At 74.5% G+C, this 12,822-nt stretch carries 11 protein-coding genes; 6 read left to right on the top strand and 5 right to left on the bottom strand.

Annotated elements, in window-relative coordinates; translation table 11 throughout:
* Positions 1 to 45: 45 nt before the first annotated feature.
* From O7600_RS10005 to O7600_RS09985, 5 genes are all read right to left on the bottom strand, one after another.
* Complete coding sequence (locus O7600_RS10005) at positions 46 to 1,719, bottom strand: bifunctional diguanylate cyclase/phosphodiesterase (protein ID WP_281594116.1); 1,674 nt, start codon at positions 1,717 to 1,719, stop codon at positions 46 to 48.
* 88 nt (positions 1,720 to 1,807) lie between these two features.
* The gene (locus O7600_RS10000) at positions 1,808 to 2,620 is read right to left on the bottom strand and encodes an SAM-dependent methyltransferase (protein WP_281593351.1); all 813 of its coding nucleotides are present in this window, start codon (positions 2,618 to 2,620) and stop codon (positions 1,808 to 1,810) included.
* A 198-nt stretch (positions 2,621 to 2,818) separates the two neighbouring features.
* Entirely contained in the window at positions 2,819 to 3,487 is a 669-nt protein-coding gene (locus tag O7600_RS09995) for a response regulator transcription factor (RefSeq protein ID WP_007072219.1), read from the bottom strand.
* A gap of 7 nt (positions 3,488 to 3,494) precedes the next feature.
* Positions 3,495 to 5,189 carry a GAF domain-containing sensor histidine kinase gene (locus O7600_RS09990; RefSeq protein WP_281593350.1) on the bottom strand — a complete coding sequence of 565 codons (1,695 nt, stop codon included), beginning with the start codon at positions 5,187 to 5,189 and terminating at the stop codon, positions 3,495 to 3,497.
* Between the two features lie 14 nt (positions 5,190 to 5,203).
* Positions 5,204 to 7,012, bottom strand: a complete 1,809-nt coding sequence (locus O7600_RS09985) for an AMP-dependent synthetase/ligase (RefSeq protein ID WP_281593349.1) — start codon at positions 7,010 to 7,012, stop codon at positions 5,204 to 5,206.
* 201 nt (positions 7,013 to 7,213) lie between these two features.
* Between O7600_RS09985 and O7600_RS09980 the strand changes: the two genes are divergently transcribed.
* The 6 genes from O7600_RS09980 to O7600_RS09955 all read left to right on the top strand — a co-directional run bounded on the left by O7600_RS09980 (position 7,214) and on the right by O7600_RS09955 (position 12,822).
* Positions 7,214 to 7,669, top strand: coding sequence for an SRPBCC family protein (locus tag O7600_RS09980; RefSeq protein WP_281593348.1), 456 nt, complete (start codon positions 7,214 to 7,216; stop codon positions 7,667 to 7,669).
* Positions 7,670 to 7,710: 41 nt separating this feature from the next.
* Positions 7,711 to 8,379, top strand: a complete 669-nt coding sequence (locus O7600_RS09975) for a hypothetical protein (RefSeq protein WP_281593347.1) — start codon at positions 7,711 to 7,713, stop codon at positions 8,377 to 8,379.
* Positions 8,380 to 8,453: 74 nt separating this feature from the next.
* A complete protein-coding gene (locus O7600_RS09970; RefSeq protein ID WP_091573224.1) occupies positions 8,454 to 9,401 on the top strand; it encodes an ROK family glucokinase in 948 nt (315 codons plus the stop codon).
* Position 9,402: 1 nt separating this feature from the next.
* Positions 9,403 to 10,104, top strand: coding sequence for an endonuclease/exonuclease/phosphatase family protein (locus tag O7600_RS09965; RefSeq protein ID WP_281593346.1), 702 nt, complete (start codon positions 9,403 to 9,405; stop codon positions 10,102 to 10,104).
* Positions 10,105 to 10,591: 487 nt separating this feature from the next.
* Positions 10,592 to 11,998, top strand: a complete 1,407-nt coding sequence (locus O7600_RS09960; RefSeq protein WP_281593345.1) for an NAD(P)-binding domain-containing protein — start codon at positions 10,592 to 10,594, stop codon at positions 11,996 to 11,998.
* Positions 11,995 to 12,822, top strand: a complete 828-nt coding sequence (locus tag O7600_RS09955) for an alpha/beta fold hydrolase (RefSeq protein WP_281593344.1) — start codon at positions 11,995 to 11,997, stop codon at positions 12,820 to 12,822. The genes O7600_RS09960 and O7600_RS09955 overlap by 4 nt, the downstream gene beginning before the upstream one ends.

Below are 12,822 nucleotides of genomic sequence, written 5' to 3'. Positions count from 1 at the left end.
GAAGGGGCCCTTCCTATGCCGCAGGCGTTAAGAGGGGGCCCTTCCTTACGCGGCGGGCGCGTGGCTGAGGTGCTGCACGGCCGGTCCCGGACGACCGAAGTGCCAGCCCTGCCCGGCGTCGCAGCCGATCGCGCGCAGGCGGTCCGCCTGGTGCGCCGTCTCCACCCCCTCGGCGGTGACGGTGAGGCCGAGCGCGTGCGCCAGCGAGACCAGCGAGCCGAGGATCCGCTCGTCGGTACGGCCACCCGGGTCACCGGCCGGGGCCCGCAGCCCGGTCACGAACTCACCGGCCACCTTCAGCTCGTCGACCGGCAGGTCCCGCAGGTACGCGAGGTTGCAGTAGCCGGTGCCGAAGTCGTCGATCGCCACCCGGACGCCGAGGTCGCCCAGCACCCGCAGCGCCCGCACCGGCTCGACCACCGTGCTCATCATGGTGCTCTCGGTGATCTCCAGTTGCAGCCGTTCCGGCGCCAGGCCGGTGCGGCCGAGCACGCCCCGCACCTCCGGCACGAGATCGGCCCGGTGCAGTTGGCGGACGGCCAGGTTGACGCTGACGAACGGGGCGGCGCCGTCCGTCGCCGGCCAGGTGCCCGCCTCGCGGCACGCCTCGGCCAGCACCCAGCTGCCGAGCCGGACGATCAGGCCGGTCTCCTCGGCCAGCGGGATGAAGCTGTCCGGCCGGAGCACACCCAGCTCCGGGTGGCGCCAGCGCACCAGCGCCTCCATGCCGAGCACCCGGCCGTCGCGCAGCGACGTGAGCGGCTGGTAGTCGAGGTAGAACTCGCCCCGGTCCAGCGCGGCGGGGATCGCCGCGGAGAGCGCGTACCGGGCCAGCTCGCGGCGGTTGCGGTCGGCGTCGAACAGCGACCAGCGCGCCCCGCCAGCGGCCTTGGCCCAGTGCAGCGTGCTGTCCGCCGCGCGCATCAGCTCCATCGGGGAGGTGCCGGCCACGGGCCGCTCCACGATGCCGATGCTGGCCGACACGGTCAGCTCGTGCCCGTCGACCAGCGCCGGCTCGCGTACCGCGGCCAGCGCCGCCTCGGCCACCTTGACCGCGTCGTCGGTGCCGGCGGTGCGTTCCACCAGGACGACGAACTCGTCGCCGCCCAGGCGGGCCACCAGGTGCTCGCCGAGCGCCCGGCGCAGCCGCTGGGCCACCGCCACCAGCAACGAGTCGCCGACCTGGTGGCCGAGCGAGTCGTTGACCACCTTGAAGCGGTCCAGGTCGAGGAAGCAGACGCCGACCCGGTCGGCGCCCCGGCCCGGGGTGCTGATCGCGGCGGTCAGCCGCTCGGTGAACAGCGTCCGGTTGGGCAGATCGGTCAGCGGGTCGTGGGTGGCCTGGTGCCGGAACCGGGCCTCGCTGTCCCGCAGCGCCCGCTCGGCGTGGGCCCGGGCCATCATCGCGGCCCGGCGGATCGACTCCTGCTCGTCGAGCGTACGGTCGCGCAGCGCGCGGGCGTACCCGGTGGCGACGGTGGCGAGCAGCCGGGCCATCCGGTCCTCGACGTCGTCGACGACCAGGTCGAGGTCGCGGACCAGGCGCAGCTGGATCACCTCGACGGTGCGGCCCAGCCCCTCGGCGGAGGCGATGTGCGACTGCACCAGCTCCGCGCCCACCTGCTGGCCGATCCGCAGGTCGAACGGTTCGGCCCGCAGCGCCTGGGCGAGCCGCTCGGTCAGCCGCTGGAGCACCTCCTCCAGCTGCGCCTGGGTCATCGGCAGGTAGCTGGTGCCGGAGACCGCCTTGGCCCAGGCGCGGGCGAAGACGCCGGGACGGTGGCGGCCGGCGGTGGCGACCACGTCGTCAGCCACCGAGCCGCCCGACCCCGCCCATGAAGACCGCCCGCTCGGCGTTCTCCGCCTGGTCGGGGGCGTCCGGACGCCACTGCGGCACCCACACCACGCCCGGTTCGACCAGCTCGAAGCCGTCGAAGAGCGCGGTCAGCTCGGCCCGGCCGCGGATGAACAGCTGGCTGTCGGTGCGCCGGTAGACCCGTTCGGCCTCGGCCCGCTCGCCGGTGCCGTCCCGGCCGTCGTCGCTGGCCTGGGAGAGCACCAGGTGGCTGCCGGGGGCCAGCGCCGCGCGCAGCGTCCGCAGGATCTCCTCCGGGCGGTCGGCGTCGGGGACGAAGTGCAGCACCGCCACGATCATCACCGCGACCGGCTGGGAGAAGTCGAGCAGGCGGTTGACGTCCGGGTGGCCCAGGATCGCCTCCGGGTCGCGCAGGTCCTCGCGCACCACCGCGGCCCGCTCGTTGCCGGCCAGGATCTCCTGGCTGTGCGCCACGGCGACGGGGTCCACGTCGACGTAGACCACCCGGGACTCCGGGTCGATCCGCTGGGCGATCTCGTGCACGTTGCCCACGGTCGGGATGCCGGAGCCGATGTCCAGGAACTGGCGGACGCCGGCCTGGGCCAGGTAGTGCACCGCCCGGCGCAGGAACGCCCGGTTGGCCTGGGCCATCAGCGGGGCCTCCGGCACCGCCTCCACCATCGCCCGGGCGGCGGCCCGATCGGCCGCGAAGTTGTGCGAGCCGCCGAGGTAGTAGTCGTACATGCGGGCCACGCTGGGGCGCTCGATGTCGATGGTCTCGGGTGCCCAGTCCGGCCGCTGCATGTCCCTGCCCCTTGGGTGTCGGCGACGCGCGGGGGTCACCGCCGCGCGGATCACCCGGGTATTCTGCCTGCCCGCCGTCGTGCTGCAAAGACCGCCGTCGCTACGCGTCCGGCCCTTCACCGTACGCGGTCACGTGCGCCCGGAATGCCGGAGAGGCCCGCGTCCGGCGTGCGGACCCAGGCCTCTCCGGCGACGGCGTCAGAACTTCGGCGCGTCCGGGGCCTCCAGCAGCCCCAGCCGCAGCGCGGTCATCAGCGCCTGGGCGCGGTTGGCCGCGCCCAGCTTCTCGTAGAGCTTGGAGATGTGGGTCTTGGCGGTCGACTCGCTGACGAAGAGCTGCTTGGCGATGCCGGCCACGCTCATGCCGTCGGCGAGCAGCCGCAGCACCTGGCCCTCGCGCGGGGACAGCTGCGGGCCGGACGGGGCGAGCCGGCGCTTCATCGCCTCGGCCAGGTCGGCCGCGGTGAACGCGCTGGGGGAGGAGGCGGCGTGCCGGGCGGCGGCCACCACCTCGTCGGCCGGCGCGGTCTTCGGCACGAACGCGCTGGCACCCGCCTCCAGGGCGCCGAAGAGCTGGTCGTCGCCGGCGTACATGGTGAGCACGACGATGCCCATCGACGCGCTGGACTTGCGCAGCGCGCGGGTCGCCTCGAGGCCGCTGCCGTCGGGCAGCCGCAGGTCCATGATCACCACGTCCGGCTGGAGCGCGCCGGCCTGGCGCACACCCTCCGCGGCCGTGGCGGCCTCGCCCACGACCTCGAACTGCCGGTCCCTCTCGAAGGCGTGCCGCAGACCCTTGCGGATGAGGTCGTGATCGTCGACAAGGAGAACCTTGGTACGGGTGGCCGGTGTCGGGCTAGTGGTCATCCTCGGGTTACTCCCCTTCTGCTGCTGCGGCGCTGCCGCGCACCTTATCGCGCCGGGGCGACGAGCCGAGTACCACCGCCACGGTTGTGCCGCTGGGTTGCCGCGGCCTGATCTCCAACCGGCCCCGGATACGTTCCGCCCTCTCCGCCATGATCGCAAGACCATAGTGCCCCTCGGGGCGCTGGTCACCGATGCCGTGACCGTCATCCGACACTTCGATTCGGGCGTACGGGGGATCCACCTCACACGTGACCCAGAGGTTCGACGCGCCGGCGTGCTTGCGGGCGTTGGTCACCGCCTCCTGCGCGATGCGCAGCAACTCGGCCTCGGTGGCGGCCGGCAGCCGGGCGGTGGACTCGTCCAGCGACAGGTTCACCCGCAGGCCGCCGGCCGCGCCGACGGTGCGCGCGTACTCGGCGATGGCCGCGGCCAGGCCACCGTGCCGGTCCACCTCGCTGCGCAGCTCGAACAGGCTGAGCCGCAGCTCGGTGATCACCCGGGTGACCTCGTGGCGCAGCGTGCGCAGCGACTCGGCGGTCTCCTCCGCGTCGTCGTGCACGGTGGCCAGGGCGTTGTCGATGCCGTAGCCGACCATGACCAGCTCCTGGGCGACCCCGTCGTGGATCTCCCGGGCCAGTCGCTGCCGCTCCTCGTTGGTGGCCAGCGAGCGCACCTCGTCGAAGAGCAACGCGGCCTCCAGCCGCAGCGCGGCCGGGCCGGTCAGCGCGGTCACCCGGGACACCACCGGCGGCGGGTACGCGGCGGCGGTGTCCGCCTCGACCACCACCAGGCCGACCGTGCGCACGCCGGCGACCAGCGGCACGATCAGCGCGGAGACCTCGCCGGAGCGCCGGGACCGGGCCTGCGAGCGGGCCGAGACGGTCGGCTGCTGGCTGGCCCAGGCGTCGGCGATGGCCGAGTCGGCGTCGAGCGTGGTCTCCCAGTCGACCCGGTCCGCGCCGATCTGGGCGAGCACGACCAGCCGGCCGCCGCCGCTGGCGGAGAGCACCGCGCCGCGGTCGGTCTTCGCCACCACCCGCAGCTCCTCCAGCAGGTGCTCGGAGATGCCGCCCGGGTCCAGGGTGGCGCCGGGCAGCTGGCGGGCGACCGTCCGCAGCTGGGTGAGCAGGCGGGTGGCCTCAGCGTACGGCTGGGGCTTGCCGGCGTTGCGGACCCGGATCACGCGTTGCAGGGTGCCGGCGGTGTAGAGGCCGAGGCCGGCCAGGATCAGCCACTGGGTGCAGACCGCGAGGTAGCCGAGCTGGCCGAGCTGCGGCTCGCCGCCCACCTCGGTGAACGCGGCGCTGGCCAGCAGCGTGGCCGCCGCCACGGCGAGCAGCGCCGCGCCCTCGGAGAACCGGCGGCGCAGCGCGGTCACGGTGACCGGCACGGCGAGGTAGGGCAGCACCGCCGAGGCGCCCAGCCCGCCGGTGACACCGGTGAGCTGGGTGTCGGCGGCGACCTGGCTGGCGGCCAGACCGAGCACCACGACCTCGGCGAAGCGGCTGATCGGGGCGAGCAACCGGTGCTGCGGCGCCAGCACGGCGGGCAGGCCGGCGACGCCGAGCAGGGCGATCCACCAGAGCTGGCTGGCGTCGCGGGTGGCGAACAGGGTCAGGGCGGCGACCAGCGCGAGGAGGACCGCGCGGGCCGCGACCGCGAGGGGCTGCGTCTGCGGCTGGCCGGATGTGGAGGCGGGCACCTGACGGATGGTAGTCAGCGCTGGTAGATCTCCGCGATCTCCGTGGCGTACGTCTTGTGCACGACCTGTCGCTTGACCTTCAACGAGGGGGTCAGCTCGCCGGTCGTCTCGGTGAAGTCCTGGGGCAGGATCCGGAACACCTTGATCGCCTCGGCCTTGGAGACGGACAGGTTGGCCTGGTCGACCGCGCTCTGCACCTCGGCCCGCAACGCCTCGTCCTCACGCAGCTCGGCCGCGGTGGTGGTCTCCGGGCGCCCGTGCGCGGCCAGCCACTTCGGCAGCGCCTCCTCGTCGATGGTGACCAGCGCGGAGATGAACGGCTGCCGGTCGCCGACGACCACGCACTGGCTGACCAGCGGATGCGCCCGGACCTGGTCCTCCAGCACCGCCGGGGCGACGTTCTTGCCGCCCGCGGTCACGATGATCTCCTTCTTGCGGCCGGTGATGCTCAGGTAGCCGTCCTCGTCGAGCTGGCCCAGGTCGCCGGTGCGGAACCAGCCGTCGGTGGTCAGCGCCTCGGCGGTGGCCGCCTCGTTGTGCCAGTAACCCTGGAAGACGATGTCGCCGGAGATCAGGATCTCGCCGTCGTCGTCGATCCGGACGGTCACGCCGGGCAGCGGCCGACCGACCGTGCCGATCCGGGTGCCGGTGGGCAGGTTGGCGGCGGCGGCCGGCGACGTCTCGGTGAGGCCGTACCCCTCGCAGATGGTCACCCCGACGCCGCGGAAGAAGTGCCCGAGCCGGGCGCCGAGCGGCGCCCCGCCGGAGATGGCGTCGCGGCAGCGGCCGCCCATGGCGGCGCGCAGCTTGCCGTAGACCAGCTTGTCGAACAGGGTGTGCTGGGCCCGCAGCGCCAGGCCCGGGCCGCCGGGGGTCTCCAGCGCCTCACTCCACGCGATGGCGACCTTCTCCGCCCGGTCGAAGATCTTGCCCTTGCCGTCGGCCTCGGCCTTCTGCCGCGCGCCGTTGTAGACCTTCTCGAAGACCCGGGGTACGGAGAGCACGAACGTCGGCTTGAACTCCTGCAGCTCGCCGACCAGGTTCTTGGTGTCCGCGCAGTGCGCCATGGTGGCCCGGGCCTGCACCACGCCGACCTGGATCAGCCGGGCGAACGCGTGCGCGAGCGGCAGGAAGAGCAGGGTGGAGGCGCCCTGGCGGAACAGGTTGGGCAGCACCGGCACCGCGTTGGTGATGTCGGCGTAGATGTTGCGGTGGGTCAGCACGCAGCCCTTCGGCCGGCCGGTGGTGCCGCTGGTGTAGATGATCGTGGCGACGTCGTCGGCCTTGAGCATCGACCGGCGGACCTCGATCTCGGCCGGGTCCACCGAGGTGCCGGCGGCGACCAGGTCGTCGACCGCGCCCAGCTCGATCTGCCAGACCTCGCGCAGCTCGGGCAGCCGGTCCCGGACGCCGGCGACCAGGGTGGCGTGCGCGGTGCTCTCCACCACCACGGCCACGGCGCCGGAGTCGCCGAGGATCCAGGCGGCCTGCTCGGCGCTGGAGGTCTCGTAGATCGGCACGGTGACCGCGCCGGCGGCCCAGATGGCGTAGTCGAACAGGGTCCACTCGTAGCGGGTGCGGCTCATCAGGGCGACCCGGTCGCCGGGGGAGACGCCGGCCGCGACCAGGCCCCGGGCCACCGCGACCACCTCGTCGCGGAACTGCCGGCAGGTCACCTCGGCCCGCGACGCGGGGCCCGCGTCACCGATCTGGCGGACGAACTGCACGGTGTCCGGGGCGACCTCGGCGTTTTCCCAGACCGGGTCGGTCAGGTTGGCCGCGTCGCCGACGGTGACGATCGGCGGAACGGAGAACTCGCGCACCTGCACTCCCTCGTGCTCGCACCGGCGGGGGCCGGCCTGGTCGGCTAGTCGAAACCTACCCGCCCGCCCCGGTGGGTCGGCCAGGGAGGTTGCCCGCCCGCCCCGGTGGGTCGGCCAGGGAGGTTGCCCGCCCGGCTGGTGGGACACCCGGCGGGCGGGTGGAGCGGCGCGGCCCGGCCGGTGGCCGGGTAGCCTCCCCCCATGGCGGACACCTCCACCCAGTCGATCATCATCGGCGCCGCACCGGACCGGGTGGCGGCGGTCATCTGCGACTTCCCCCGCTACCCGGAGTGGGCCGAGGCGGTGCGGCAGGCCGAGGTGGTCGAGGAGTACGAGGACGGCTACGCCAGCCAGGTCCGGTTCACGCTGGACGCGGGCGTGCTGGCCGACGAGTACGTGCTGGCTTACGAGTACGCCGAGGACATCTCCCGGATCGAGTGGCACCTGGTCGCGTCGTCGACGATGCAGCGGTCCCAGCGCGGCTCGTACGACCTGGTCGGCAATCCGGACGGGACGACCACGGTGACCTACACGCTGGAGGTGGAGCTGTCCGTGGCGATGCTCGGCATGTTCCGCCGTAAGGCCGAGAAAATGATCATGGATGCCGCGTTGAAGCAGCTCAAGCGCCGGGTAGAAGCACCCGGTGCGGCGCACTGACCCGACCGTCGTCCCGGTTGCCACGCTGGAGGAGCCGAACCATGGGCACCACTGATCCGGGTTCGGCCCGGGAAGAGGCCGAGCGCCTCGTCGCCACGCTGCTGGCCTCCGCCAGGCTGGCCGCCGCCGCCCCCGGTTCGGGCCCGTGGGGTCCGCTCGGTGGGATCCTCTCCGGTGTCCTCGGTCACACCCCGGGCGGCGCCGGCCCGGGGCGCCCCGCGCCGCACGCCGCGGCCTCGGCGGCCGGTGGCGCCGGTTTCGCCACCGGTTCCCCGGAATGCTGCGTCTGCCCGGTCTGTCGCGGGATCGCGGCGTTGCGTGACCCGAGTCCCGAATTCGCCGAGCGGCTGGCCACCGGCGCCGGCGACCTGGCCGCCGGCGTGGCCAGCCTGCTGCGGGCGTTCGCCCCGGCCGAACCGGCCGAACCGGCCACCCCGGGCGGTGCCGCTCCCGGCGAACCCGGGGACCACGTGTGGCGCGAGGCGACCCGTACCGGGCATGATTCTCAGCCGGCACCCGAGCAGGACGTCTGGTCCGCCGCCACCCGGGGGGCGGACGCTTCCGACCCGGGTGCCTCGTCGCAACCGCCCGCCGACGCCGCCGGGCCGGACGAGCCGGCGTCGGGCCGGCCGCCGGCCGGCCAACCCGTGGTGCCCGCCTCGCGGGCGTCCGGCGAGGTGGGCGCGGACGCATCAGGCGACGGGGCCTGACCACCGGACATCCCGGGACCGCAACGGCCGGTTCGGCCGGTGCCGGGGCAGCACAGCAGAGGGGAGTGGCAGCGGTGACGCTGACCATCGGAGTCGACGTCGGTGGCACGAAGGTGGCCGGCGGTGTCGTGGACGACACCGGCGCGGTACTCGTGCAGACGCGACGGGACACCCCCGCCGACGACGTGGCCAAGACCCGCGACGTCATCATCGAGGTGGTCACCGAGCTGGCCACCGGCCGCACGGTCGAGGCCGTCGGCATCGGCGCGGCCGGCTGGATCGACGCCTCCCGCTCCACCGTGCTCTTCGCCCCCAACCTGGCCTGGCGGGACGAGCCGCTGCGCGAGTACGTCGGCAACGCCACCGGCCTGCCGGTGATCGTGGAGAACGACGGGAACGTGGCCGCCTGGGCGGAGTTCCGCTACGGCGCCGCCCGCGAGGCCGACGACTCGATGGTCATGTTCACCATCGGCACCGGCGTCGGCGGCGGGATCGTGCTCGGCGGCGAGCTGGTCCGGGGCGCCCACGGCATCGCCGCCGAGCTGGGGCACATGCTCACCGTGCCGGACGGCCACCAGTGCGGCTGCGGCCGGCTGGGCTGCATCGAGCAGTACGCCAGCGGCAGCGCCCTGGTCCGCTTCGCCCGGGCCGCCGCCCGGCAGGAGCCGCACCGGGCCACCGCGCTGCTGGAACTGGCCGACGGCGAGGCCGAGGCGATCACCGGCCCGATGGTCACCGCGGCGGCCAAGGGCGGCGACCCCGTCTCCACCGAGGCGTTCGCCCAGGTCGGCCGCTGGCTCGGCACCAGCCTCGCCGACATGGCGCAGATCCTCGACCCGCAGGTGCTGGTGGTCGGCGGCGGCGTGATCGACGCCGGCGACCTGCTGCTCGGCCCGACCCGGCGGTCGTTCACCGACGCCCTGGCGCAGCGCAGCCGCCTGCCCGTCGCCGAGGTGCGCCCGGCCGAGCTGGGCAACACCGCCGGCGTGATCGGCGCCGCCGACCTGGCCCGGCGGATCTGACGTGCCGGGTCCGGGCGTGCCGCTGCGGGTGCTGTCGTACAACGTCCACAGCCAGCGGGACGACACCGCCGCGCTGGCCGAGGTGGTCCGGGAGGTCGGCCCGGACGTGGTGATCGTCCAGGAGGGACCGCGCCGGTTCCGGTGGCGGCAGAAGTGCGCCACGCTGGCCGACTCGTTCGGCCTCGTGGTGGCGGCCGGCGGCCTGCCGTCGTTGGGCAACGTGCTGCTGACCAGCCTGCGGGTGCGGGTCACCGAGACCCGGTGCGAGCGCTACCCGCTGACCCCGGGCCGGCACCTGCGCGGCGCGGCGTACGCGCGGTGCCGGGTGGGCGGGGTCGACTTCCTGCTGGCCGGCTCGCACCTGTCCACCGACCCGGCGGAGCGGCCGGCGCAGGCGGCGGCGTTCAAGCGGGAGTTGGCCGCGTCCCCGCTGCCGGTCGTGGCCGGCGCGGACCTCAACGAGGGGCCGGACGGGCCGGCCTGGCGGACCGTCGCCGAAGGGTTGACCGACGCCGCGGTGGCCGCCGACCGCGCCGACCGGCACACGTTCTCCTGCGCCGACCCGCGCCGCCGCATCGACGCGCTCTTCGTGGACCCGCGGATCACCGTGGCCGACTACGACGTGGTCGACACCCCGCGCACCCGCCGGGCCAGCGACCACTTCCCGGTCCTGGTCGACCTGCTGCTGCCCACCGCCGACTGACCGCACCCGGCCCCGCCCGACCGGCAGTGGCGGGCGGGCCGATGACGCGGCGTCCGCTGCCGCGATCGGCGGAGGCCGCCGGGGGGACCGGCGCCGGCGAAGGCCGCCGGCGGGACGGGCGTCGGCGGTGACGGACCGTGAGAGGTCGGCGGGCGGAACGCCCCGCCCGCCGGCGCCTTTGCTCTGCAGCCCTATCCGCATCAGCCACTCGCCGTGACGGCGGCGGCGGGGCGCGGTCCGGCGACCTCCGCAGGTCGGCCCAGCTCACGTCCATGCTGCGTCCGTGGCTGCAGAGCAAAGGCGCGCACGAGGGACGCCCACCGCGCGGCCTGCGCCTCACGCTGTGTGAACGACTGCCGGTGACCCAGCGTCAGGAGCCACGTCCGGATGGGCCGCGGCGCCTCTCCGGGCGGCTGGACAACGGCGGGCATTCTCGGCAGGATTTCGCACCGACCGGCACGCGTGCCGCACAAAAGGAGATGTCCCGGTGTCCTCCTCCACCGACCTCGGTCGCCCCGACCCGGACCCGACCGTCGTCCCGAGCCGGGACGACCGACCGGTCTCCGACCGGGGCGACACGGTCTGCGTCATCGGCGCCGGCGCCAGCGGCCTGACCGCCGTCAAGAACCTCCGCGAGGCCGGCTTCGGCGTGGACTGCTACGAGCGGGAGACCGGCGTCGGCGGCGCGTGGAACTGGCGGCACGACCGCAGCCCGGTGTACGCCAGCACGCACCTCATCTCGTCCCGGCCGTTCACCCAGTTCCCGGACTTCCCGATGCCGGACGACTGGCCGGACTACCCGCACCACAGCCAGCTGCTGTCCTACTTCGAGCGGTACGCCGACCACTTCGACCTGCGCCAGCACGTCTGGTTCGGCACCGAGGTGGTCCGGGTCGAGCCGGTCGCGGGGGACCGGTGGGACGTGACCACCCGCAGCACCGGCGGCTACGGCCCCGAGCGCACCTCCCGTTACGCCGCCGTGGTGCTGGCCAACGGGCACAACTGGTCGCCGAAGCTGCCCCGCTACGAGGGGCTGGAGGAGTTCCGCGGCGAGGTCATGCACGCCTCGTCCTACAAGGACCCGGCGCAGCTGCGCGGCAAGCGGGTGCTGGTGGTCGGCGCCGGCAACACCGGCTGCGACATCGCGGTCGAGGCGGCCCAGCAGGCGTCGCACTGCTGGCACTCCACCCGGCGCGGCTACTGGTACGCCCCGAAGTACGTCCTCGGCCGCCCCGCCGACCAGGTGAACGACACGCTGCTGGCGTTGCGGGTGCCGCTGCGGGTGCGGCAGTGGCTCTACCACTGGACGCTGCGGTTGACCGTCGGCGACCTGACCCGGTTCGGCCTGCCGAAGCCCGACCACCGGGTCTACGAGACGCACCCGATCGCCAACAGTCAGCTCGTCTACTACGTCGGCCACGGCGAGATCACCCCGGTGCCTGACGTGGCCCGGTTCCACGACCGCACGGTGGAGCTGGCCGACGGGCGGCGGATCGACCCGGAGCTGGTCGTCTTCGCCACCGGCTACCTGCCGCGCTTCGAGTTCCTCAAGGGCCGGGTGCTCGGCGACGAGGACGGCTCCGGCCGCCCCCGACTGTGGCTGAACGCCTTCACCGCCGGCCATCCCACGCTGGCCGTGGTCGGGCTGGTGCAGCCCGACTCCGGCATCTTCACCATCTCGCACTGGCAGAGCGTGCTCTTCGCCCGGCTGCTCACGCTGCGCGCGACCCGGCCGGAGCGGGCCGAGGCGTTCGACCGCCGGGTCCGCGCCGGGCTCGGCGAGCGGTACTCGGCGAAGGTCAAGGACAGCACCCGACACTGGTTCGAGGTCGGGCACGCCGACTACCTGCGCGCCCTGCAGCGCGCCCTGCACGAGCTGGAGGAGGGCAAATGACCAGCGAGCGGGTGCGGGTGGTCCGGGGCTGGGAGTGGGCCCGGCCGGAACGGCCGGTGCGGCGCGAGGTGCTGGCCGCCGCGCCCGAGCGGGAGGAGGCCAAGCCGCCGCTGCTGTTCGTACCCGGGTTCGGGCACGGCGCCTGGGCGTTCGCCGAGCACTGGCTCGGCCACGCCGCCGAACGCGGCTTCCCGGCGTACGCGCTCAGCCTGCGCGGGCACGGCGGCAGCGAGCCGGCGCCGGAGGCGACGCTGCGCTCGTACACCCATGACGTGGTCCAGGTGGCGGCGAGCCTGCCGCGGCAGGCGGTGCTGGTGGGGCACGGCGCCGGCGCGCGGGTGGTGGCGCACGCCCTGTCCCGCTACCCGGCGCGGGCCGCGGTGCTGGTGGCGCCGGTGCTCGGCGGGTGGGCGACGGTTGGCACCGCCCTGCGCCGCAACCCGGCCGGCACGCTGCCGGCGGTCTTCGGCGCGGGACTGCGGCTCAACCGGCGGCAGTTGTTCAGCCGGGAGTTGCCCGACGCCGACGCCCGCCGGCACGTGGCGCGGCTGGGCCGGGCCGGGCGTCGGGCGCAGTGGCAGCTGCTCACCGGCCGGCAGCCCGAGCCGGCGGTGGGCCGGCCGCCGGTGTTGGTGCTGGGCAGCCCGGACGACCGGGTGCTGCCGCCGGCCGCGCTGACCCGGGCGGCCCGCCGCTACGCCTCCGCGCCGCTGCTGTTCCCCGGCATGGGCCACGACCTGATGCTCGACGTCCGCTGGCGGGAGCCGCTCGACGCGCTCCTGGACTGGCTGGACAAGGACCCGGCGCCCGCCCCGCTCGGCTGA

The organism is Micromonospora sp. WMMA1998 (assembly GCF_027497375.1).
Taxonomy (GTDB): Bacteria; Actinomycetota; Actinomycetes; order Mycobacteriales; family Micromonosporaceae; genus Micromonospora; species Micromonospora sediminicola.
This window is presented reverse-complemented; position numbering and strand designations above follow the sequence as displayed.

Excerpts from the sequence above, each read along its gene's own strand:
- O7600_RS10005 (WP_281594116.1), bottom strand. The coding sequence starts at position 1,719 with ATGACCCAGGCGCAGCTGGAGGAGGTGCTCCAGCGGCTGACCGAGCGG.
- O7600_RS10000 (WP_281593351.1), bottom strand. The coding sequence starts at position 2,620 with ATGCAGCGGCCGGACTGGGCACCCGAGACCATCGACATCGAGCGCCCC.
- O7600_RS09995 (WP_007072219.1), bottom strand. The coding sequence starts at position 3,487 with ATGACCACTAGCCCGACACCGGCCACCCGTACCAAGGTTCTCCTTGTC.
- O7600_RS09980 (WP_281593348.1), top strand. The coding sequence starts at position 7,214 with ATGGCGGACACCTCCACCCAGTCGATCATCATCGGCGCCGCACCGGAC.
- O7600_RS09975 (WP_281593347.1), top strand. The coding sequence starts at position 7,711 with ATGGGCACCACTGATCCGGGTTCGGCCCGGGAAGAGGCCGAGCGCCTC.
- O7600_RS09955 (WP_281593344.1), top strand. The coding sequence starts at position 11,995 with ATGACCAGCGAGCGGGTGCGGGTGGTCCGGGGCTGGGAGTGGGCCCGG.